At 44.7% G+C, this 25,648-nt stretch carries 13 protein-coding genes; 11 read left to right on the plus strand and 2 right to left on the minus strand.

Annotated features, from left to right (window positions below):
• Positions 1-47 precede the first annotated feature (47 nt).
• From V9K67_RS24400 to V9K67_RS24450, 11 genes are all read left to right on the plus strand, one after another.
• Positions 48-1,598 (plus strand): hypothetical protein, encoded by a 1,551-nt coding sequence (locus V9K67_RS24400; RefSeq protein ID WP_336727255.1) that lies wholly within the window; start codon positions 48-50, stop codon positions 1,596-1,598.
• Between the two features lies 1 nt (position 1,599).
• Positions 1,600-2,670 carry a hypothetical protein gene (locus tag V9K67_RS24405; protein WP_336727256.1) on the plus strand — a complete coding sequence of 357 codons (1,071 nt, stop codon included), beginning with the start codon at positions 1,600-1,602 and terminating at the stop codon, positions 2,668-2,670.
• Positions 2,671-2,691: 21 nt separating this feature from the next.
• Positions 2,692-9,711, plus strand: a complete 7,020-nt coding sequence (locus V9K67_RS24410; protein ID WP_336727259.1) for a hypothetical protein — start codon at positions 2,692-2,694, stop codon at positions 9,709-9,711.
• A 25-nt stretch (positions 9,712-9,736) separates the two neighbouring features.
• On the plus strand, positions 9,737-10,582 hold the full coding sequence (locus tag V9K67_RS24415) for a hypothetical protein (protein WP_336727261.1): 846 nt from the start codon (positions 9,737-9,739) through the stop codon (positions 10,580-10,582).
• Between the two features lie 21 nt (positions 10,583-10,603).
• Entirely contained in the window at positions 10,604-18,247 is a 7,644-nt protein-coding gene (locus V9K67_RS24420; protein WP_336727264.1) for an RHS repeat-associated core domain-containing protein, read from the plus strand.
• Positions 18,247-18,612, plus strand: a complete 366-nt coding sequence (locus tag V9K67_RS24425; protein WP_336727265.1) for a hypothetical protein — start codon at positions 18,247-18,249, stop codon at positions 18,610-18,612. Before V9K67_RS24420 ends, V9K67_RS24425 begins: the two co-directional genes overlap by 1 nt.
• Before the next feature lie 22 nt (positions 18,613-18,634).
• Complete coding sequence (locus tag V9K67_RS24430; RefSeq protein WP_336727267.1) at positions 18,635-19,681, plus strand: RHS repeat domain-containing protein; 1,047 nt, start codon at positions 18,635-18,637, stop codon at positions 19,679-19,681.
• A gap of 173 nt (positions 19,682-19,854) precedes the next feature.
• Positions 19,855-20,484 carry a hypothetical protein gene (locus V9K67_RS24435; protein ID WP_336727269.1) on the plus strand — a complete coding sequence of 210 codons (630 nt, stop codon included), beginning with the start codon at positions 19,855-19,857 and terminating at the stop codon, positions 20,482-20,484.
• A gap of 390 nt (positions 20,485-20,874) precedes the next feature.
• On the plus strand, positions 20,875-22,002 hold the full coding sequence (locus tag V9K67_RS24440; protein ID WP_336727272.1) for a DUF8696 domain-containing protein: 1,128 nt from the start codon (positions 20,875-20,877) through the stop codon (positions 22,000-22,002).
• Between the two features lie 88 nt (positions 22,003-22,090).
• The gene (locus V9K67_RS24445; protein ID WP_336727275.1) at positions 22,091-22,645 is read left to right on the plus strand and encodes a helix-turn-helix domain-containing protein; all 555 of its coding nucleotides are present in this window, start codon (positions 22,091-22,093) and stop codon (positions 22,643-22,645) included.
• A gap of 23 nt (positions 22,646-22,668) precedes the next feature.
• Complete coding sequence (locus tag V9K67_RS24450; RefSeq protein ID WP_336727277.1) at positions 22,669-23,103, plus strand: transposase; 435 nt, start codon at positions 22,669-22,671, stop codon at positions 23,101-23,103.
• 82 nt (positions 23,104-23,185) lie between these two features.
• On the opposite strand, the gene istB is transcribed toward V9K67_RS24450, so the two are convergent.
• Both istB and istA read right to left on the minus strand, forming a co-directional pair.
• On the minus strand, positions 23,186-23,914 hold the full coding sequence (gene istB, locus V9K67_RS24455; RefSeq protein ID WP_336727278.1) for an IS21-like element helper ATPase IstB: 729 nt from the start codon (positions 23,912-23,914) through the stop codon (positions 23,186-23,188).
• A gap of 44 nt (positions 23,915-23,958) precedes the next feature.
• Positions 23,959-25,488, minus strand: a complete 1,530-nt coding sequence (istA, locus tag V9K67_RS24460) for an IS21 family transposase (protein ID WP_336727279.1) — start codon at positions 25,486-25,488, stop codon at positions 23,959-23,961.
• Between the last annotated feature and the right edge of the window lie 160 nt (positions 25,489-25,648).

The following is a 25,648-nucleotide window of genomic DNA, read 5'->3' on the forward strand; positions in this document are numbered from 1 at the left end:
GTTTTACTCATTTGACAGGTTTAAAAGTTTACAAATATCTACTTTAATTGCCTGTCCAAAAAACCGGGAGTATTATAATTCAATTAGATACCCTTTCAGAGACTAGCTTACTAAAACGCAGGCAGCAGGAATTGGACAGTCTTCACCAGTTGATCAGTAAGCTGCAAGGCAAAAGAGACAGCCTGAAAAACGCTCTGAACAAGGAATATGTTTCGGCTAGGCAAAAAGTGTATAAGGCATCCAATTTTAGGGAACTGCAAAAAGTGCAATTGGAAAATGGAGTTGCTTTAAAAACTGATGGCCGGATCGAGAGGATCCTTTCGAATGTGAAAAGTTTTGGGATCGGCAGGCGTCCAGTTAACTATTCGGAACTGACCCTTTGGAATCAATCCATAACAGGTTTGAATATCGAGTATAATCCCAAGATTTACGTTGCACTTGCCGCAGGTAAAATTGATTATGGGTTCAGGGATTTTTTTGGTAAGAATACAAGAGGATCCGGTCAAAGCATTTTGATGGGGCGCCTTGGGATGGGCGATAAGGAAAGAAAGGCGGTTATTTTATCCATTTTTACAGGCAATAAGTACAGTTCAGGCAGCATGTTAGCCGATACACTGCCCGGCAAGGTAAATGTAATAGGCTATTCCCTTGAAGGAATTTGGAATAAGGACGGGAATACAGGAATAAGTATTGAATTAGGTAAAACGACCAAGCCTCTTATTGGGCGGATGAACAATGGCGATGGCATCAAAGGCCTATTTAATTATTCAGATTTTACAAATTTGGGAATCAGCTTCAAAGGGCAAACCCTTCTGAAGGGAACGGCTACCAGAATCAACGGGTTCTACCGGAAAATCGGGCAAAGTTTCCAGTCGTTCAATTTGTATGCTTACAGTATAAGTCAAACTGCTTGGCATTTGGAAGTAAACCAGCCTCTATTAAAGAATAGAATAGGGTTGTTGGGTGGTTTGCGGAAAAATGATTTTGCGAATCCCTTTGCACAGAGAACTTATAAAACCAGTACGGTTTTTAAAAGCCTGCAGGTAACGGCACGCGTTCCTAAATGGCCAGTAGTAAGCGTCGGATATTATCCTGCCTCTCAATTATTTGTGATGGATAAGGATAATATAATGGAAAATGCATATTACGTTTTGAATGGTTCCGTTGTTTATCATCACTCCCTTGGGCGATCCCGAATTCTTTCGTCTGTGGTTTATAACCAATACTCAAGTAAAGGTACGGATACAGGATTCATTGCTTATGGTGGCAAAAGCTATATAGCCTCCCAAAGTATTATTTTTCATAGAACACAGTTGCAGGGATCTTATACCTATACTGACCAGGAGCAGTTAAATTATTATACACTGGAGGCAAATGGCGATTATTCCTTCTCCTCTCTGTTTAAAGCAGGTGTGGGTGCGAAATATAACAAAGTTGCAGATGGGAACAGCTATATAGGAAGCCGGGCATTTTTAAACTTCGATTTTAAGAAGCCAGGAAGCATCCAACTGCAATATGAAAAATCCTTTTTGCCCACTACGAAGCATACCCTTTTTCCCATGGAGATAGGCAGGGTATCATGGTTTAAATTTTTCTGATATGGTTAAGCAATTCATGAGCATTTTGGCTTTCCTGATGTCTTTGGTACTGCAGGCGCAAGTTACGGTCACTGTGCAGCTTCCCCAGGCGGGAATGGTTCGAAAAGACCAGTTGTGGAACCTTGTGCTAATAAACAGCAGTCCCGCAGCGGTGGAAACCAGTATACTTCTAAACCTGAGGGATGCCGTTACCGGTCAGCCTGTCCTATCAGCGGGGACCCGGAGCTTCCTGTTGAGCAAAGGCGTCAAGCTGCTGAATGTGCAGGAAATCCAGCCGGTTCAATACAATATGGGAGCCGCAGGATTTTCCGGAGAATACCTGCCCATTGGCTCTTATAATGCCTGTTATACCATTAGCACGTCAATGTATGAGCGCTTGGAGCCGGTCGCAAATGAATGTGTACGCCTGGATATTGCTCCTTTAAATCCACTATTGCTCAGTACGCCTGCGGACAAGTCGGTACTTCAATCCACTGCGCCACAATTAACTTGGATCCCGCCGACACCTTTGGCTATGTTTGATAACTTAAATTACGAGCTGAGCCTGGTTGAGGTGCAGCAAGGACAAGTGCCGGCTGATGCAATACGGTATAATACCCCTGTATATGCGAAAGCAAACTTCAGAGTGCCTTATGAAAATTACCCATCATCCTATTCCAAGCTGGGTGATGGAAAAACCTACGCTTGGCAGGTGATTGCCCGAAATGGCCTAACTTATGTTACGGCCTCGGACATCTGGACCTTTACAATGGCAAAAGATTCGGTTAATGTGAAGGAGACAGGTTTCAGCTTCATAATGCTTAAAACGAACAGAGAAGCCTCAAATGTTAATTATATATCCGGTGAAAAGTTGTATATAAAATACTACTCATTTGACCGCGAACATGAAAATGTTATTCGCTTCTTTGATTCTAAGGGAAGGCTTTTGCAGCAAATAAGCCGGCAAATCGCTTACGGCGATAATTTCTTGAGCTTTGAGCTGAACAGCAAATTTCGTAAAGGAGCGATTTATCATATAGAAATAACCGACTTGAAAAGTCAAAAGTATACTTCTTCATTTTCTCTTAATTAACCAGATTAACTGCTTGACCCTATGATCCAAGTTCTTGCGGAAAAGTATCCGAGGCATATCGCATCGGCTCTAATTTTTGTTTTTACCCTAAGCTTTTCTCCCATATACGGTAGTACGGTCTATGGACGAAGTGCATCCCGCTTAAGTGAGGAGGTTTATAGGAACCATCCCGCTCACAAGAACCAATTTTCTCCTTCTTTCTTGCCTGAAGGCAATATTCCTACTCTTTCGCGGCAGGCTTCAGTTGGAAAGGTTGACAAAAAATCTATTCCCTCCGCTTCCTTGAAAGCTGCCATTGGAGGGCCTTCGCAGCCTGAAATGTCTTCTTTTAAAGCTGCAGGTACCGATAACATGGTCAACTTGTTTACTGGCGACTTCAATTATAATATTCCCCTGCTGGATGTGGGCGGGTATCCGGTTAACCTGTTTTATGATGGCGGTATAACCATGGAGCAGGAGGCAAGCTGGGTTGGATTGGGTTGGAATATTAATCCCGGAACAGTTAGCAGGAACATGCGGGGGGTCCCCGATGATTTCAACGGCAAGGATGATAAGCTCAAGCAGGTTCAAAAAATGAAGCCGAATAATACGTGGGGATTTACTTTGGGCGCTGACCTGGAGCTGGTGGGTGTCGATTTTTTGGAGAACATTGCCTCGGGTACGGTAGGGGCTAGTTTGGGATATTCGTATAATAATTACCTTGGTCCTGCCCTTGATTTGGGCGTAAAAGGAACAACCAATATTAAACTGGCGGGAAAAGCAGGGTCTGAAAAGTCTTTAAGTCTTGGCGCCGGTATCGGGGCAAACGTCAATTCCAGGAACGGAGTTACACTTTCTCCCAACTTATCGCTTTCTGCTAACGCGTTTGCCAACGTCAAGGGATTAACGGCAGGGGTAGGGATTGGAACTACCTATAATTCCCGGTCAGGAATAAAGCAGCTGCAGATGTATGAGCAGATGTCTTACAATGTAAAAACAGCCAGTACTGCCGCAAATTACTATGCCAATAAATTGACCAGCCATCGGATAAATACGCCCATCACCTTTGCAAAACCAACCTATATCCCGGCTATTCGCATGCCCATAACCAATAAGTCCGGCTCCGGAAGGTTTGAATTGGGAGGAGGGATGTTTGGGGTGAAGGGGTCTCTGGAGGCAGATGCATATATTCAGCAGTCCCGTGTGGACCAAAGAGATGAGGAACAGGAAAAGTCGCTGGCTGGTTACCTGTATGCTCAGGACGCCCGGGATAATCCCAATGTAGTAATGGATTTTACTCGTCTCAATGATAACGAGGTCACCCCGAAAACTCCGATTATCTCTGCGCCGCAATATGCGTATGATGTATTTTCTATTCAAGGTGAAGGGACCGGCGGCAGCATAAGGGCCTTTCGCAATGACCTGGGTTATGTTCGGGACGTTACCACCCGTTCCAGGGATGAAAGCTTCAGTGGAGGAGCCGATATAGCTCCTGGGGGACATTTTGGCGCCAATTTCGACCAGGTGAAAACACCCAGCTACATTGGAGACTGGAGAGTTGGCAACAAGATCAAGACGTCGGATGCCCTTAAATTCCAAAGTTCAGCCAGTGAAGCGGGGAGTGAACATGTGTATTTCCGCAACCCTGGTGAAACCACCGTGCTCTCGGACCGCCAGTTCGAGGATATTGGGGGAACCGACCTGGTCCGTTTCAAATTGGGTGGTACCGATGCCAATCCCACTGTGGAACCGGTGCTGGAGCAGTTTTCAAAATTAAATATCTTGAAAGGGACGAAGACAATTCCAGCCCCGAAAATGGACCGGAGAAAGCGGAGCCAAGTGATCAGCTTTTTAACGGCAGAAGAGGCTAAAAAGATAGGATTGGATGACGTGATCTACAGCTACAATCCGAACACGCCTTTGAGCAGCGGTAATTTACTAAATAAGGAAGGGCTTCCCCGATATTATGAAGATGCTGATATTAATCTTACAGAAGGTAAAGTCCAGAGAAAACATCACATTTCCCAGATCAATGTAACCGAATCTGACGGAAGAAGGTATGTGTACGGTGTTCCGGTATATAATATTATCCAGAAGGATTACAGTTTTACGGTTAAAGACCAGGACAAAGATGCTGACCTGATTGCATTCGACAAAGGGGAAACAACTGTGCAATCTCATTGGGTGGATCCCAGCAGTAAAAAGGATGGTTTTGTCCAAATGACTCAAACTCCGGCTTATGCCCATTCGTTTCTATTGTCCGGTCTGTTGTCTCCCGATTATGTGGATGTGACTGGAAACGGGATTTCAGAGGATGACCTTGGTGATGCCGTCAAATTCAATTATACCAAATCCGGAATTCATAAATGGAGTACTCCTTTTGCGGGCAAAGGAAAGAATTTAGCCAACTTTAATGGTGGGCACCGGTTTGAAGTAAAAGATGATAAAGCCCTTTTCACTTACGGAGAAAGGGAATCCTGGTACCTGCACTCCATTGAGTCCAAAACGATGATCGCCTTGTTTACCTTGGAAGAAAGGAAGGATGGAAAGGGGTTAAAAGGTGAGTTTGAGGAGGATGTTCAAAACCCTGAAAATGGTATGATAAACCGCCTTGATGGGTCACAGAAAAGGCTAAAGAAAATCGATCTATACAACAAGGCTGATCTCAATAAAAACGGGATGAATGCTAGGCCGGTCAAGACTGTATGGTTTACCTATAATTATAATTTATGTGGAAGTTCCAAGAACAACAATGGTGAGCCTGAGATGGTAGGCGGAAGAAACGTGAACCTCAAAGAAGGAAAGCTTTCCTTGGAGTCTGTATATTTTACTTTCAACGGAGGAAGCAAAGCCATCAAAAGCAAGTATACGTTTTCCTATGGCACAAATACATCCGCAAATCCATCCTATACTCCGAGTTCCTCTGATAAATGGGGCAACTATAAACCAGAGGCCAGCAACCCTACCTACATTAAAAATGGAAATAATACTCCTTTGAAAAACGCTGTCTATCCTTATTCTATCCAGAATAAGGATGAGGCCAATCGGAATGCAGGTGCATGGGGATTGAAGACCATATTCTTACCTTCCGGGGGGCAAATCGAGGTGGAATATGAAAGTGATGATTACGCATTTGTTCAGAACAAACGCGCGGCTGTCATGATGCAGGTGCATGGTCTTGGTCGTACAAATAATTTTAGCAACAGAACTAACAGCCTGTACAGTATAGTAGGAGCCGGTACCAATAGCGAAATAGTTGAACACGATTATGTATTTATAAAGGTGCCTGAAGCTATTCCAACCTTAGATAATAATGGCAGTTTAATCGATCCGGCAAAGGTAAAGGAGTTGGCAAGATTGAAATACCTACAAGGGCTTGAACAATTGGCTTTTAAGCTCTCGGTGAATATGCCAAAGGGTGATGAATATATTAATTGTTATGCAATTATTGATCCAGGGCAATTTGGCGTATGTGCAGCGCCTAATAACAATATACTCTGGGTAAAGATGAAAGAGGTAAGTAATGTTGGCCCGCTTTCCCTTGGAGCTTTAGAATATTTGCGGGAACGCTTGCCCGGCCAGGCATTTAAAGCTTATGATCTTTCAGAAAGCACAGGGCTGAAACAGGTGGCTCAATTAATTCAGGGATTGGCCAGTTCCATGTCGCTAAAAGATCCGGTTAAAAAATTGCGGCAAGAGGGTAAGGCGAAAACAATCAATCTCGACCGGTCCTACGTCCGTTTGAACGAGCCGGGTGGTCACAAGTATGGAGGCGGGCACCGGGTAAAGTCGATCCGGATGAAGGATAATTGGGATAAAATGGCCCAGCAATACCCCTCAGTTTATGGACAGGCGTATGATTATACAACTACCGAGGTCTTTAACGGTACGGAACGAATCATTAGCAGCGGCGTGGCTTCTTATGAACCATCTATTGGAGGGGAAGAAAACCCATTTCAGACCATTGTACAGGTGTCCAATAATCTTCCCTTGGGACCTGCTTCTTATAGCGCTATAGAAATGCCGATTCTAGATGCTTTTTTTCCCGCTCCGCTTGTAGGATACAGTAAGGTTACTGTAAAATCAATTGGTAAGGGAGATTTTGACAAGAACAGGTATAAATCCAGATCCGGAATCGGCAAACAAGTAACCGAATTCTATACGGCTAGAGATTTTCCGGTTTCTTACAGCCATACCTCTCTGGACCCTGCATCCAGTAAGGATTATCACGAGGCCTCTTTATTCGATTTTTTTTATAAGTATGCCATCGATAGCAGGGCTATTTCACAGGGCTTTCTTGTAGAAACCAATGATATGCACGGCAAGCTGAAATCTCAGGCTTCGTTTGCGGAAGGTGATGAAAAGACCCCTGTTAACTATACGGAAAACTTTTACAGCAATACCGGCAGTAAGGGACTGGAGCAGAAATTTAACTTTGTTTATGCTTCAGAAGGTGGGAAGATACGGGAAGGCAACATGGGAATAGATATTGAGTTGATGACAGATATTCGTGAATTTTCAGTAAAAAGTATTAGCGAACATTTACAGGCGCAGGTGGATCAAATTGTCCCTCCATTTGTTTGGTTGCCATTTATTTGGGAGGTAGATGGAAATAGTGAGAATACATATCGTGCTGTTACCACTACAAAAGTGGTTAATTATCATGGCGTTTTGACCAAAGTTGTGGTTGTAGATAAGGGTAGCATGGTACGAACGGAAAACCTGGTGTACGATGCTGAAACAGGAAATGTGGTGGTCAATAAAACAAACAATGAATTCGATGAGGATGTTTACAATGTTAATTACCCTGCTTACTGGGCCTATAGCGGTATGGGCCCCGCTTATAAAAATATTGAAGCCGAAAGGTCCGGCTTGGAGTTTAAAGACGGTAAAATAGTAGGGGGCATGACCTCAGACCAAATAGCTGCCACCTTTGAAAGCGGAGATGAGCTTTACATTAAAGAAAGTGAGTCATCAGAAAGTTGTCAGGCAGCCTTTTCCGGGGTGGCGGATAAGTCCATTATTTGGGCTTACGACAAAAACAAGAATATGAGCTCCTTAAGCAATATAGCTCCGGATTTCATCTTCATGGATAAAGCAGGAAAGCTGATTACCCGGAAAAATGTTCTTTTTAATATCGTGCGTAGTGGGAAAAGAAATATGCTATCTGCTTCCGTTTCAGGTGTTACAACCTTATCGAACCCAGTAGTTATTTCCGGTTCTGAAAAAAGGTTAACTGTTTCAGCGGCCAGCCTGGTAGTAGATGCTTCGGCTGTAGAGTTCAGAGAAAAGTGGCAAATAGACAATGACGTGGTTGGCCGGTTCGCAATGGTTCAGCAACCTGGTGGTTGCATGAGTGAGCAAATTAATTGCAGCGGTTATTTGGAAAAGTCTATTAACCCTTATGTAAAGGGATTGTTGGGAAATTTCAGGATTTATCGTAACAGGGTGTTTTATGGCAGTAGGACGGGTGCGGCTCTGGAAAATGCGCCCCTTGTGAAAGAGCACGGATTTCTGACACCTTTCAAATTGTTTTGGGATTTTAATACGGCAAATAACCTTGTACCTGATTTAAGTAATGGGAAGTGGGTGATGAAAAGCCAAGCTACAAGGGTAAATTCCCGGGGAATTGAACTGGAAACGAAGGACGCCCTTAATGTTTATACAGCGGCTCAGTATGCATATAAGAAAAATTTGCCCGTTGCCATCGCCAATGATTGCCGGAATAGTGAGATGTTTTTCACAGGTTTTGAGGACAACGGATATGACGGAAATCTCCATGCACCCTTATCGGGCAGTTGCTTCAAACCCCATCTGGATCTCCTGCCGATGGGTAGTCTATCGAGTGAGAACGCCCATAGTGGCAGAAGTTCTTTGGCGGTATCTCCCGGGACCTCATCCAAAAGCATCCGGATTGCAAGTGCCGATGCTGAGGCCGAGCATTTTGATTTGACCCTGCAGGAGGATATTACCAGTGAGTTACATGAACAGGGGGTTAGAATTGATGAAGCTTATTCTATTCCTGAATTTGCCAGAGGAAGTACAACCCAAAAAGCATTTGGTTATTTAGCATTAACTGCCGACCCTTCGAATTTTGGCCTTTCCCTATCAGATGAACCAACGGATCACTCTTTTGACGGCACTGCCCCAAATTGCGTCAAGTCTCATGAGAATGCCATTACAACTACACAATATTTTAAGGTGGAACAGGATGGGACCTATAATTTTACCGTTTATGCCATTTGCTATAACGGCAACTCCTCTACCTATGAAACAGCTCAGATTTCTGTGAAGTTTTTTGATGCTGCCGGCAATTTTCTTTTTGAGGCCAATCATTCTTATGCGTGGCCTGAAACGACAAAGCTTTCCCGGTCTATGTGTAAAGGCATATACAAGGTAGAAACCCGGGTAAATATCGTTTATTATGCCCCCAACCCCACCTGTAACTGGGTATATGATCAAATGCCTACTGTAAACTTCTATTTAGTTACAAATATTCCTTCTTTAAGCTACAGCAGCTTAAGTCAGGTGAATGGATGTCACTATACCAAGCCTTTACCGGCAACAGAGGGGATGCTCAATCCCGTTTTTACCATTCCCTCCGGAAAGAAAATGTTTTTCAGCGCCTGGGTAAAGCAGAATTGCGGAAATGCCCCCTGTTCCAATAAGGTTAGAGTCGATTTCGGAGGCGAAAGTACAGACGTCTTTGATATTACTCCCTCCGGGCCAGTTATTGAAGGTTGGCAGCGAGTGGAGGGCCACTTCACCGCTCCGGTTAATGCAACCACTGCCAACCTCAGGTTTGTTAATAACAGTAGCCAGATAATCTACTTCGATGACGTTAGAATCCATCCCTTTAATGCAAATATGAAATCCTATGTATATGACCCGGTCAATTTGAGGCTAACAGCCGAACTGGATGCGAACAACTTTGCCACCTATTATGAATATGATGCAGAGGGCACGCTGGTACGTACCAAAGCCGAAACTAAGGAAGGGGTAAAGACGCTTAAGGAAACCCGAAGCTTTAGGCAGGAAATGATTACGCCTCCGGTTGAGTAATTTGTTTAATAGTCATCTTAAACTTATGAAAAAGAGAATAATTTTATACGGCTCGTCCTTTACCCTGCTGTTCCTCCTTGTTGCGCCCTTTGGCTTGCTGGCTCAAAAAGGAAGGGTTCAGCCAGATACGCTGTCTGCTGTACGTGAATTTTTACAGGTCAGTAAGGTGTACCAACAACTTCCGTTGTCGATGGACCTTTTGGTGACGCAGATCGCGAGTTCCGCGGATTCCCCTAATGACACTGTTCAGGTAGAGAGCCGGTTTTTCCTGGATAAAAGCCAATGCTACGTACGGTTAGGGGAAATGGAGCAATTTATTGACGACTCTCTGGCGTTGATGGTAAGTAATCAGGCGCAACGAATGTTCCTGTCCTCCAATGTAAAGTCAGTAACTGCCCGTATGCAGCTGCTCAGCCGTTTTTGGACTGGGGATTCTTCGGTTCAGCAGGTCGCCAAGCAGTTCAATGCTGAAATCATTCGCCCCGCCGAAGGTAAATCCGTCATCCGATTATCCAGTAGAAGCCAGTTGTATGGCACTTCCCTTCCTCGAGAAACAATTGAAATGCAGTGCAATTCCAAAACAAAGCTGCCGGAAAAGGTAATTCAATGGAAAAGGAGACTTCTTCCTTTAGAAGAGGAAGCTTATAAAGCCCTGAGCACTAATCCGGAAAAAGTATCCTCCCTATTGGCAGTGGAAGGCAAGGGATACTTTTTCATCAGCGAGCAGGTCACCACCTTTCTTTATCGGGAAATAGGGTATGGGCCTTCCCTAAAGCTTCCAGCGACCATAAAGGATAGAATCAGCAAAAACAGTGAAGGAGATTATGTTCCCGTGAGAAGCTACGCAGGTTATGCCGTAACCATTAACTAACGTAATTATTTTCCATTTCTTATGCAACGCAGCACCCAGCATACTAGCCTCAACTCTATCAATCGGAAAGTTTCCGGGCTTTTTACAGTACTGCTTCATCTAAAAAACGAAATACCGCTGTTTCGAAGAGCGATAGCCTTGGTTGTTATTCTTACCTGGGCCGCTCTAAGTTTGGGCATAAAGGCATATGCAGGAGGTGATGGGGGAATTGAAGACAACCCGGTAATCGCACTTCTTTCCGGGGCTAACCTTGCGAAGGATAAATTTATTATACAATCCTTTCAACCTGGTGAGGACAATTTGCCTCCTAAGATCAGAAACATTATCCGGGTCAGAATTAAGGAAGAGTACAAGGAAAGCATTATCCCTTCCGATTTTATAGCCACTGTAAAAGTGAAAATAGAATATGGGCATAATGCGTACAATGAGCATAGCATAGATCAGACCTTTGTCGTATCCTTCAAAAAAGGCGCTGGTGTCAAATATGATGCAAAGCAATATTTCAGCTTTGAAGGCGCCAAGCATGTTAAAGTAACAATAACGGATCATGTCACCCCGGAAACAGTAGGCAATATTCCCATAGGAGATCTCCTTTCCCTGGAGAGTGAAATGAGGGTGACCCGCTACTACCAGTTAAATTCAGGTGTGCTTCCTTCCATGTTCTCCACGTCGTTTGCACCATCCTCTGCCCCGGTCCCGGACGAAATGGAAGCGACTTGGGCCTGGCCTTCTGGGGCCGGGCATACCCACACGCAGTTGGAATGGACCTGGTTGGAAGAAGGAATGGAGTCCGTTTACCATAATGAAAACCAGGTACTTGATGAAAGCCTGCTGTTTAAGAACAACACCAGCCGGGTTGATTTGCGCAGAGGCGTGAACTCTTATCGTATACCTCTGTTATATGGGGGGAAAGGACATCTTTACTGCAGGGTAAGAGCTGTAAATATAAAAACGGACGGAACGCGCGAGGATGGACCCTGGTCTGTTTCACGAAAGGATCTTTTTGGGGGGCATAATGGCTATTTGAACTGGCAGGCTGCCATAACCTTTGCTGAGGATGGAAAGAGAAAAGCGATGATCCAGTATTATGATGGGTCTTTACGCAGCAGGCAAACCGTTACCAAGGATAATGAAACGAAAACCGTTATTAGTTCGGAAACATTTTATGACGGGCAGGGAAGGCCTGCCATCCAGGTACTCCCTGCTCCGGCAAGTAAAAATATAAATACAATTTCTTATACCAGGGGCTTGAACCTTTTTGGTAAGGATCCTGCTTTGGACCTTCCTAATGATCAGACTGCAGAGGACGACCCGGCTGCTTTCTTTGATTTAAAGCCCATAAACGTTCTCGGTGCTGCCAGCCGCACTCCCGCTTTGCAGTCCCGTTCGGTGGCTGGTGAAAATGGAGGCGCAGCACAGTACTATAGCGCAGCCAACCCGGATAAAAATGAAGAGCTAAATCAGAACGTTCCCGATGCCCAAGGTTATCCGTACACCGTTACGCGGTATACCCCTGATGCTACAGGGAGAGTGATGGCGCAGAGCGGGGTAGGAGCGGAAATGAAGATGGGCAGCGGGCACGAAACCAAATACTATTATGGAACACCCTCTCAGGAGGAGCTTAAAGCTTTATTCGGGACAGAGGCGGGCCACTATACGCATTATTTTAAAAACATGGTAAAGGATGCTAATGGCCAGATGAGTGTGAGCTACCTGGATATGTACGGGAGAACAGTCGCCACCGCCTTGGCAGGTATGTGGCCAGGGCAACTTTCTGAGCTGGATATGGAGCAGTATCCAGGTCAACAGTTCCAAACAGTGTCCAGGAACCTTTTGGATAAAAATACGAACCTGGCTAAAGGAAATAGCTTTGAATCGGTAAGTACCTTATTAGTGCCACAAGTAAACATGCTTCAAACATATACGTTTACGTATACCTTAATACCGGATAAACTGGAGCTTTCTTCTTGCGCGAATACTTCCCTCTGTTACAATAGCTTGTATGATCTGGAAATTTCCATTACCGATGAATCGGGGGAAAATGCGCCTAAAGTATACAAATTCAGCAATATAGATGCCAGTGGCACCTGCGGTACTAACCTAAGTCTAAAGTACGTGTCCGATGCAACCCGTCCCGAAAATGTTTCCATTTCCAACACGGAAATTATTATAAATGAACTGCTGGAGCCCGGCTCTTATCGCATCCGAAAAACACTAACGCTTAGTGAAGCTTCCCTTCAGAAGTTCCGGGAGGAATATCTCACCTTGAATAAAGGTATCTGCGAAACAGAAGAACAAATGGTGGAAAACCTTTATGCTACCTTAAAGAGCATTACCGGGTGTGAGGCTACTTCCGGGCCGGATGCCTGTACTGCCTGTAAGGCTGCATTAACCACGCTGCAGGGTGATCCGGAGCTATACGAAGCAGCAAAGCTTTCCTGCGAGCGCCTTTGTAATGAAAAATCCCAGGAATTAGCTACCAAGCGGTCGCTTATGCTGGCAGATATGCTGCCTTATGAGGGGCAATATAGGAAGGAAGGGGGTTCCGGACCTATGTTTAATAAATACAATATTCCACCGACTTCTCATCCGGAGAGCAAGGATCCCGAAGACGTTGAATCCTTACTGAAATATCACCCTGAGTTCAATAAACTGATATACGCTGAGCAGCACTTGGTGCCGATTTTTGATTGGGTTCAGGTCTTCCGTAATATTCCTGATTATAGCAACGGTATAGCTTATTTGAATAACTCTTCAGGTGCACTTAACGATCCTTTTTATAACCTTGACGATTGGTTGATTTATAACCCTGACGATGGGTTGAAAAAATCTATAGTTGCAAAGATTAATGGAACTGATCTGGAATATGCAGGCGGTAAAAGCATGTGGCAAATTGCCTATGGGAATACTGTTTGTAAAACTATCGTTAATCCTCTGGAGCGGAACGCTTGTTACGCCAAGCCCATGCCTTCCTCCATTGATGCGCTTACAGGAGACCAGAAAAATGAGGTGTGGAAATTGTTCCGGATCCTTTATATCATGGAGCGTACCAAAGATTTGAATGCCTACCTTAATGCGAAGGTGCAGCTGGCGGACAATGGCGCTCTGGTCGATGAGGGCTACCTATTGCGCTTCCCTAAGGACATAAAGCAATTAACCCTGCAGTTCGGCAAACAGGGAGAAGCGGAAGAGTGGGCTTGGTTCCCGGATCTTCCTTACCAAACCCCCACCACATTTCCGCCGGGCACCAATAACGGTACCAGTGTGAACGATGGGTACCAGAGCCGGTGCAGCGATTACATTGGCCAATGGAAGCAATCCTTGTTGGAATGCAGCCAACTACAGGGGCATCCCAGCAAGGATCAGATCTTGAATGAAATTACATCGGCCATGGTCAGCATTTGCCAAAAAGGCGCCAACGCTGCCAATCCTTTTGGGTCTTCTACGGTGGCACCTAGCGCGCCACAGGATGGTTCCTACCGGAGCTTTGAGGAAGCCATACTAGCCATTTTTCAGGCTCACGGTATTGCTTTGACTGATTTATGCAATCCTTATGTCATCGATTATCCCAAACCGTACGGTGCCGGGCGACGCCTGAGCAAGGAACAGATCGCCGTGGTGGAGAGTTGCCATTGCGAACAGTTTGGCAAGCTGAAAGCCGAAGTGGCGGCCTCAGAGAAAAATCCTGCCCTTTATTCGGAGTTCAATGCCTATATGGAGGCCACCTATAATGAAGGCCTGACGCAGGAGCTGTTTAATGCCCTCAAGGATAAGTGTCCATTGTTGGGTGCCACGACCTGCAAAGAAGTGAAAGAAATCAGGACCATTCCTGTCGGGGAAATGCCGTGCGGCTGTTCTGATATAGATGATGTAGCGGAGAACGGTTTTGTGCAGGTAGAGTGCATAGTGGGCCGGGAGTGTCTGCCGGTCGGCAGCCACTTTGCCCTTTCGGCAGCCCAGCCGATGCCGGCCTTCTTGAAATGCGGCTTTGAAGGCAATAAACAATGCCTGGACTGTGCCCAGCTAAGTAAGCTGACCGAGCAATTCAAACAAAGATTCCCCACATACTCCATACCAGTGTTGTCGCAAGCAGACCTTACCGCGGCACAAATAAATAACCATGTATTCTACCAAAGGTTTTTAAACTTCCATACCGGATTTGATTATTCCTGGGTAGAATACCTGCGGGCTGCCCGGGACGCCCAATGCAATCTAGCTACTTATGCTACCAATAGCGGCGCCCATCAAAAGGTGATCTGTAATAGCAGCCGGACGCTTGACGATCCAACTGATGTGGTGACTATTGAGGAGCCCTGCCAGCGCGCGCACGACATGGCAGTAGCCTGGTCCCAGGAACAATATCGGGTTCGCCGGCAAAAGCTACTGGAAGAATTTGAAACGCGCTATCGGGGCAAATTTCTGGAGGTACAACAATCGGAAGCCTTCAAAGTGGAGTATACCAACCGCGAATATCATTATACCTTGTATTATTATGATCGGGCGGGCAACTTGGTTAAAACCGTGCCGCCAAAGGGTGTTCGTCCGGACTTTGTCGGTTTCAATCCCCAGCATGAGTTAGCTACTGATTATCGTTACAACAGCCTGAATCAGATCGTAGAGCAGCACTCCCCAGATGGGGGCACGTCCAAATTCTGGTATGATAAAGTGGGCCGCTTGGCCGTAAGCCAGAACGCGGAACAGGTGAAAAGCAATAAATACAGCTATACGCGTTATGACGAGCTGGGCAGGGTCATCGAAGTGGGGCAAAAGCAGAACAGCCGGGCAATGTCCCAAACGATCAGCCAGGATGAAGACGATTTGAAATATTGGACCAACGTGGAAGCGGCGGTTAAAGAAGAGGTTACAGTAACGGGTTATGATGTTCCCTTTGCTATCCTCCAACCAGATTTTCCCAACGGCATATTTGCTGGTACCGAACTGGAGCAGCATAACCTTCGCAACCGCGTAACTTATACGGCGGTCAAAAAGCTGGGAACTGCAGATGTCTTGGACTATTATACGGCTACGTTCTACAATTACGATGTCCATGGAAACGTGGACCGGCTGGTGCAGGATTATAAAGGCATTCCGGAAATGTCCGGAACCAATAACCGGTATAAAAAGGTTTTTTATGATTACGACCTGATCAGCGGAAAGGTAAATGGCCTAAACTACCAACCTGGCGAGCCAGATGCCTTTTATCACCGGTACACTTACGATGATGAGAACCGGCTTTTGAAAGCAGGGACCAGCCGGGATGGCATAGAGTGGGAGTGGGATGCGGCTTATCAATATTATAAACACGGCCCGCTGGCCCGAACCGAGCTGGGGCATTTGCTAGTGCAGGGGGTAGATTATGTCTATACCTTACAGGGTTGGTTGAAAGGAGTAAATCCTGCTTCTGAAGCTACAAGTGGAGGAGACGCTTGTACGCCGGGCACTGCGGTGGACAACCTCATGGTAAGCATTCGTAATACAAGCCTGCCGGCACAGTACATTGCCCGCCAGAGCATTACCTTTGAACCTGGCTTTGAAAGTGGGACAGCAGACGCTTTTGAAACCGAGCTGAACAGCAGCCTTGCTGTCTGCAGCCCTGCCGGTGGAAGCAATACGGTAAGTGGGAATAATGCTTACCAGGTGGCAAAGGATGCTTTCAGCTATAGCTTGCACTATTATAAAAATGACTATAAGCCCATAGGGACAAATGCGCCTGGCTTTGTTCAGGTATTGGCTCCGCTGGAAGTTTCTGGTAATCACGGGTCTCTATACAATGGAAATATCGCCGCCATGGAGGTGAATATACCTAAGCTTGGTAGTCCTTTGGTATATGCGTATCGGTACGACCAGCTCAACAGGCTGGTGAACATGGATGCCTACAGCTTCTGGAGCAACAACCGATTAATGCCAATGGACAATGATCAGTACAAGGAAATAATCAATTATGATCCCAATGGTAATATCCTTAATTATTACCGTCAAGGAGATGTTGGACTGATGGATTATTTGGTCTATCAATACAATGCAGGTTCTAATCAACTGAACAGGGTTTCAGATCAATACGGAATAAATAGTCGGTATTCCAACGATATTGACTGGGGAATTAGCTACAACTATGACGCGATTGGTAACTTGATAAAGGAGGATGCCGATATAAATGCGAATGATCGTGAGTTTAGCTGGAATGCTTATGGGAAGATGACAGAGGTCAAAAAAAGTAGTGGTGATATCAAGTATTCTTACGATCCAGCTGGTAATCGCATTACCAAATCCTCAAACTCTATAACTACCATATATGTGCGGGATGCTCAAGGAAATGTGTTGAGTGTTTATGAAAAGGAGGCCTCTAGTGGGATAAAGCAAGCCGAAGTTCATTTATATGGCAGCAGCCGTTTAGGAATAGTTGGAGAACTGACAAAAGGGCCTGAAACAGTCAGCTTACAAGGAGGGTTCGGTTCAGCAAGGGTAAGTTTCTTTACAAGAGGCGAAAAGGTGATGGAACTGAGCAATCACCTGGGCAATGTGCTGGTAACAGTTTCTGATAAAAAGATTGCTGTGCCTTCACCGTCCGATGGAGCCTTTGACCATTATGAGGCAGATTTGGTAAGTGCCTCGGACTATTCCCCCTTCGGCATGGTACTGGAGGGAAGAAATTGGAATAATAATGTGTATAGGTACGGGTTCAACGGCAAGGAGAATGATAACGAGGTAAAGGGCGAGGGCAATCAGCAGGATTATGGAATGAGGATCTATGACCCAAGGTTGGGAAGATTTCTGAGCGTAGACCCGCTGACAAGGAGTTATCCTGAACTGACGCCTTACCAATTTGCAAGCAATACTCCTATAAAAGCAGTAGACTTGGACGGGCTAGAAGCTTCTTGGAAACCGAAGGGACAGACACTTGGTTTAGCGCAAATCGGTTCCCGATCAGAAAGTACCAATCAATCTGCTGCCAGTATACAGAGAGTAATAAAATCTCAGGAAATTCAAGTACAGAACCAGAAAGTACAGGCATTAATTCTTTCTCAGCCAAAGCAGGTTCTTAGCTCAGATAATAGAACAGAGTATCAAAGGCAACAATCTGCTAACGCTGCTGCTGAAAGGGCTCATGATGAAGCAATATCAGGCGCTACTATGGATCCAGCTTCAGGTTTTCATGCGGGGATAATTTTAGATGATGCAAGAAGTACAATTCAAGCACCACTTGTTTTTAGTGCAGGAGCAGTCCGTGCTTACCAAGAAAGCGATGGATGGGGCGTGGCTAGGAACACAACCGGGCTTGCGTTATCTGTACTTCCTTTTATATCGAAAGCAAGTTCTGGAAAAACGATAGGGTTAGGCCTGAAGGAGGATTTAGCTAATTTTAGGAGAACTGATGCAATTACCTATTTGAATGCGGGATGGCAAGTAGAAGGTTTAACAAAAGTTAATTGGGGAAGAGCTTCTATAGATGACTATTACTTCAGAGAGTCATTTAAGGAGGCAGCAAATAATGCCAGTGCTATAAAGTTTGATGTTACACATTTTAATCCTTTTCATACAGATCCTAAAATGACAAATTTCGAATTTAACCACATAACGAGTAATCCTACGCTTATGAATAAAACGACATTCATACAAAACGGAAGTGAAGTGATTTGGGACGGCAAAACCTTTAATAAAAAATAATGGAAATAATTACAAATTTAAAAGAAGCGAATCTTTTGTTGCAGCGCTTTCAAGGTGCAACGGCACAATTATATGCCTATAGTTTAAGTTTACGGAGGATGGCTATTAAATTAATTCTACCCCAAAAGAATGAAGTTGCTTATATAATAGGAGTTTGTTGCGAGCATTTGGTCGCCAGCTTTGATTGGAACAATGCTAACCTTTCAATTTTGACTGATGATAAATTGGATACAGGTGAAAATATGACTAAAATTATTGATAAGGATTCTGGATTCGAATTAATTACAGTAGGGGGATTTACGGTGGCATTTGGCTTGGAGGAGGAGTTCGGAGATTCTTTCGAAGATTTTATTAAGGCTAAGTAATGCAATTACCCGGGACGAAAAGATGATGGAACTAAGCAACCACCTGGGCAATGTGCTAGTAACTGTTTCTGATAAGAAGATTGCTGTGCCTTCCCCGTCCAATGGAGCCTTTGATCATTTTGAGGCAGATGTGGTAAATGCCTCGGATTATACACCTTTCGGCATGCAACTGGCAGGGAGAACTTGGAAAAGTAACGTGCATAGTATGTATCGATATGGCTTCAATGGCAAAGAAAACGATAACGAGGTTAAAGGGGATGGGAATCAGCAGGATTACGGAATGCGAATCTATGACCCAAGGCTCGGGAGGTTCTTATCTGTTGATCCACTAACGAAAAGCTATCCATGGAATACCCCATATGCTTTTGCTGAAAACAGCCCAATTGAAAACATTGATTTAGACGGTTTAGAAAAGTATACTGTTCATTACCGTGTGAATGATGGAAAAGATAATATAATAAGAATTATTACGGACAACTCATTAAAATATATGGGAATAGATGTTTTTGGTATTCCTGTTAAGCCACGGATAGTTGAATTTATAAGAGAAGATGGCAATGGTAGAATATTGAATAAATCAGGCGAAGTCCCACTAAAGAACTTTGGGAACACACTTTATATAGGGCCTTGGAACCATAAGTATCAAAGTGGACCACTTAAAGGGACAGATCGTTATGATTTCCCAGCATTTAACTCTTTGGAGGCCGCAGGCAAAAAGCATGACTTGGCCTATGCAAGAATACCTACAGAAGGTTCAGATGGGGCAATTAGGGAATTAAGGGCGTTAGATGCAGATAAACAACTTGTGTTGGACGCCTTAGAAGTTATCCGTTTATATCGTGGTGGAAAAGAAGATCCAATCAATCAACAAAAGGTTTCTGGAGAGACATATGATGTAGCCCAGTTTGTAGCATCAACCTTTACTGCTATAGTAATTGAAAAGAGCATCTGTCTAGGCGTGAAAAAAGTTGGTGAAGACTTAAAGGAAACTGTGGATAAGGTTATTTCTGTAATAAAGGAAGGAGTAAAAAGTCTGGATAATATTGATAAGCTTGCGGCTCCAAAATAATTCTTATTGCACCTTTAGAGTAACTTTTATTTTTAGTTTAATTAATACTTATGAAAGTGTTTATATGTAATAAAGAGTGTCTAATGCAGTGATTACAAAATGTTTTATCCAGAAAAGTAGATCGTGGACAGACAAACAATATTTTCCAATTTTAGAGGCGCCAAAATATTTAAATGCTTTACAAAAGAAAACAAATAGTAATTATTTTACTTTTATTCTTCTTACTATTATGGGGGTGCGAGGAATATTGCAGACGCGTTATTGGTGGATGGTCTGGAAACTTTTCGTTTGCTGAAGTATGGACTCTTGATGCAACAGAGAAAGAAGTTATTGAAGTCATTAAAGAGCTTAAAAAAGAAAATCCAAGTCTGCGACCTCCCACTGAAATTGATCCAAAATATGTAAGGGATAGCGGATATATAGAGGAATCGTTAGATATGCTTGTCTATAGAGAGCAACTTAAAACAAATCCAACTTTGAAGCCACCTCCTCATAGACCCGAAAATTCTTTTGGAAGTGCAAAGACATCCTTTAGAGATTTTTACCTTCATGTATACTTTTATTATTCAGATACTAAGGAAGTTATTCATGCATTTACTAGACCTGATTCTGACAGTATTAATACTGTATTCGGTTTTTATAGTATATCGGATGAAAGCCATAATAACGAGAGATATATCAATGCAGATTTCTGGTATTTAGCTAATAAAAAACAAATAAAAAAGTTTAAAAAGCTAATTCTTAACCCAATTAAAGTAAAGATTAAGGAACGGAAAAAAATTAAAGATCAACTCGGTAAATGAAAATTTCGAATGAGGCTGTAAAATAATTTGTATAGGCGTTTGAAAAGGCATTCATCAGAGTTGGCGCCTGTTTTCAATAATAGTTAAGACAGGAAGGCTTTGACCCCTGCGGCAGAAATCGGAGGCGATGACAGGTCTTTAATACGACTCGCCAGCTTATTTTATAGGTAAGCTTACTATTTTGATTACTTACTGATCCAAACCATTTGTTGCAAATATTAAGTTATGTTTTAAAACAATACGCTAGTTCTGTTTATTTTTTATGTTATTGATCTTCATTTCAATTGGATGTGGAATAAAAGCATATGTATTTAAGTGATGCGCAGATCATATTGCCTTAGAATAGAGAAAATTAGGTAGATACGGTTAAATATTAAACTAAGTAGCCTTATGAAAATTAAAAGAAGTAAATCTTGGGTTCAAGTAATTTTATTGTTGTTCTTAGGGTTTTTCTGCATATCATACAAAGCGTCTCCATGTGACCTCAATAGTTTTGCAAGCTATGAGAGTACGCTAAATAGTTCCGCGTATGCATCTAATTCCAATGAGGTGCCGATTGGGATCGGTGAAATTCAGACAAGCAGTATTAATATTAGCAAAGAATTATTAAGGGAAGTGTTTGGTAATAGAAAGGGTATATCAGTGGTTAATAGGAAATATAAATATTTTAAGTGTCCTTTCTTTACAAGCAAATATCCCAGTTTCCTTGCTCCCAATACCCCTAATGTATATAAGGGGAATGAGTCTTCAAAATCTTTAGAAGGAGGGTGTATTGAAATTTATACCCGATGTACAGCTCCTAATACGGTACCTCCATCTATCTATGCTTCACCAGCTTCCTTTGGAGGTTGTTCGGGAAATTATGCCTATCAATGGCAGAAGTCTACCGATAATCAGTATTTTACAGACATACCCGGTGCTTCTTCTCAAAACCTTTCCTATAATCAACCTCTGAATCAGGGAACATTTTTTCAGCGTAGGGCCACTTGCGGCAATGCTGTTAAGTATACCAATTCAGTCTATGTTTCTTTGGGTAGCTGTCCGTCATCTTCAATTTATGCTCGAATCGAGTTGGATAATCCTCGGCTTGAATATGACAGCTGGCCCGGGTCTGGTGGTTATGATGCTTTTGAAGAATATGCGCGGGTACTGCTGCGCTTCTATGCTAATGAGGCTTGCACTATACCCTTGACGCTCACCAGTCCTTTATACTTTACCCTTGATAATCATTATGTAAATCATGATGTTGCAAAAAACATTTATTCTCAAGGAGATATAGGTATGTATTCCAACCAACTGGTTTCAGCAGGAGTAAGTTCCTATACCATTTCAGAAGAATTCTGGTACTTTTACGGATACATCTCTTACAGTGAAGAATATCCGAACAATAATGTATATGAGAGTTTTGAGTCTAATACGTTTGTATTGACAGGCACTTCAGCCAGTTCCGCATTTATTGTAAAACCTGTAAAACTTCATTATTCATCCCATCCTTATTATTATTATTATAACCCATAATAAAGTGGAAGCGACTTTAGTCTGCATTTTTAGTTCGTTTGCTTCGTCAGCACGAAGAGGTGATCCTAAGTGAATTAGCAAATGTTTTTTGAAGAATAATTTTAATGTGTTAGCTTATGAGATGCGAACACAAAAGAGCCCGGCCGAATTTGGATTTGACCGCTATGATAAAGGGCGCCTTAAAAACGCTATGAAGAAGGTTTGCGACAAGCGAACTTATCTTCGCCTTCAAGCTGTCTCCTTGGTAGCTCAGGGTATGAGTATCAATGAAGTGTCTCGAATCGTTAACAAAAGCCTCCAGATTATTTATGTCTGGATAACAGCTTTTCTAAAACAGCATCGGGTCGAGGCGCTTTTTGATGCGTCCAAAAGTGGACGTCCCCTTTCCGCTCCCGGAATAACCGATAAACGGATACTTCGGGAGTTGAGACTTAACCCATTGAAACTGGGGTATTATACCACCACCTGGACCGTAGCCCTGCTGGCAAATCATCTCAGTAACCGTTATGGAACTCCCATCAGCCCCTTTACATTGTACCGGCGCATGAAGAAAATGGGACTACGCTGCAAACGCCCTCGCTATGTTTACTCTGAGAAAGAGCCTAACCGGGCTCAAAAAAAAGGGCGATTGTCCGAAAGCTAAAAGGGAAGAAGCCTTCAGCGGTTGTGCTCTTTGAAGATGAAATCATCCTAAGGCTCTTTCCAGTGCTCCGGAGAGCCTGGTCACTGAAAGGTGAACAGGCCACCATAGCCATTACCGGAGAGAACAGGCAGGGGGTGCTGTTCGGCATAATAAATATGAAAACCGGCCAACGCATCATCCTGCAAGGCAAGAGATTAAATCAGGCCAGCTTTCAGGATTTTCTGCATTTGATGCGGGAGCATTATCCAGGCAGAGCTATTTGGTTATTGCTGGATAAAGCAAGTGCCCATACCGCACCCAAAAGCCAAACCTTAGCTGAAGAACTGAATATCAAATTGATATGGTTACCGAAGCAATGCCCTGAGTTAAACGCAATGGATCATTTGTGGAAAGAGGTCAAATTGTTTATTCCGGGGAACCTGACCCCCTCATTCCGGATGCAAGCTGACCCCGTTTAGGGGCATGATGAGGAGCTAATAAAAAGAGCGTTTTGAGGATGTGCTTTTCCGGGCCAAAGATATTGTTTCGACTTGTGTCGCACTACTGTTTTTTTCTTCTTCTGGATTCCCCCTTCAACTCTATTCGATGGGCCTTTGCTGTCAACCTGTCCATAATGGCGTCAGCCAGCGTTGGTTCATTAATATAGGCATGCCACTTCGATACAGGAAGCTGCGAGGCGATTACCACCGACCTTTTCCCATACCGGTCTTCCAGGATCTGCAACAGGGCAACCTTCATGGTTTGGTCCAGGGGCTGCAAACCAAAATCATCCAGGATGATCAGGGGTGCCCTTTCCAGTTGATTCAGCACCTTGATATAGGTGCCATCCAGTTTGGCAAGCATGATCTTTTCGATCAGCCGGTTCATGTTCAGGTACAGGGCTTTGTTTCCCTGCAGGCAAGCCTGGTGGCCAAGGGCACAGGCAAGGAAGCTTTTGCCGCAGCCAGTGGCCCCGGTAATCAGCACCGTCTCTCCCTGGTGAAGGTAATGCCCCTCTATCAGGGCCGATAGCTGCTCCTTGCTGATCCCGCGGCCAGCGGAGCAGTCTACCTGTTCCAGGGTGGCCGGTAGGCGCAGTTTCGCTGCCTTTAGGTAGGTGGCCGTACGTTCCGAGGACCGCGCCAGTACTTCGGATTCCACCAGCCGGGCAATGAGCTCATGGGCGTCCAGTTGCTGGTGCAGCGGCAGCTCCAACTGCATTTTGTAAGAGGTGGCCATGCCCTGCAGCTTCAGTTGCTGCAGTTGTTCGAGGGTTTGTGTTGTGTTCATATTGGGTGTATTTGTTTTTGAGGGTGAGGGTACATAGGTATCTATCAGTAGTAGTGCTCCGCTCCACGGATATTGTCATGCAGGGGCAAAGGAGCCGCTTCCAGGATCAATGGCTGGCGGTCCAGCCCGCATTCCAGGATGTTCTTGATCATGGTATAGTTAATCCGTGTGCCGGTCAGTGCCCTTGCGCAGGCTGCCTCCAGCCGGTCCCGGCCAAAGGCGCTTTCCAGCATCAGCACACCAATGCAGCTCTTGTAGTTCTGTTCGGGGAAAAAGCTGGCTGTAAGAATGTGCCCGACCACCTGGTGGGTATGGGTGCCGACCTTACAAGCCTTTTCCAACAGCTCTTCCGCAGTCCAGCCCATCACCTTGTGGGCATGGCGGTGACTGGAGGGCATGTGGTCCGGCAGGGTATTATAGCCCTTCAGGGTATGGCTGCGCCGGTGGAAGGCGATGCGGGAGTGCTCGTAATACACCTCCACGGTCTTGTTGTCAAAGAGGACCTTTACTTTCTTGCCCACGTAGGTAAAGGGAATACTGTAATAATTGCGGTCCTCGGGCAGTTGTATATGGTAATTACGCTGCACGGTGGCCATGGTGCACCGTTTCAGTACAAAGGCTTCGGAGGGCAGTTCCTTAAGCACCGGCCGCTCATATTGTTCAAAGAGATGGCGACGGCTGTAGGAAGAGCCCTTATAGGCCTTGTCATTGAGCTTTTGCAGCTGCAGGGCTATGGCTGCATTGAGCTCTCCCAGGCTGGTAAAGACCTCGTTACGTAAAGGAGCATAGACGTGGGTATAGACAATGCTGACGCAGCGTTCCACCATGGCTTTGTCGCGGGGCTTGTAGGGCCGTGCGGCGCTGAAGGTGGTGGCAAAGTGCTCACTGAGCTGGTAGCACATGTCGGTAAAGAGGGGTTCATAGCGGCTGGGGCGTACCACGGCAGTCTTGAGGTTATCACAGAGGATGGTCTGGGCAGCGCCGCCATAAAAGGTGAGCATGGAGTTGATGCAGTCGATAAAGTCATAGGTGTTTTGGGTATGTACGGCCTTGCAGAAGACCAGTCCGCTGTGGGGCAGTACCGAAACAAAGACCTGGCAGGGGATGATCTCCCCGCTTTCGGCATCGGTATAGGAAAGCTTTTTTCCGGCAAAGTCAACCATGATGGTCTGGCCGGCACGGTGTTCCAGGTGCATGACGACTTCCTTTTGCTGGAGGTATTCGCTAAAGCGAAAGCAGTACTGGCTGTAGTTATAGCCATCGGGATGTTGCTCTTTGTATTCCTGCCAGAGGAGCTGCCGGGTAACACCAACCTTCTTTACTTCGGTTTCGGCATAGCAGAAGTGGTGGAGCAGGGAGGTGTAGCGTTCGCTTTTGAAGGTGGTGGTATCGTCATTATAGGCAATGGAAGCCAATTGGTTATCATCAGCCGGAGTGGATGGCTCTGTGTCGGTGTTTGCAGTGCGGGCCAGGTACTTTTTTACGGTATTGCGGGCCAGTCCTGTATGGCGTGCGATGGCTTTTATGGAGAAGCCGTCGTTTTGGAGTTGAAGGATTTGTTTGAGTTGTTCCATTTCTATTGCTTTTGCTGCCATTGCTCCTTGTTGATTTTATAGGCGCAAATGACGAGGAAAAGCAGCACCGCAGAACGCTTTATTGCCTGGGAGAGGGGTCAAAATGTTCCGGAACTGGCCGGTTGACATTCCTTTCCCAGGGGGTCAACATGACCCAGAA

The sequence above is a fragment of the Huijunlia imazamoxiresistens genome (assembly GCF_037132455.1).
In the GTDB taxonomy this organism is placed as follows: domain Bacteria; phylum Bacteroidota; class Bacteroidia; order Chitinophagales; family Chitinophagaceae; genus Flavisolibacter; species Flavisolibacter imazamoxiresistens.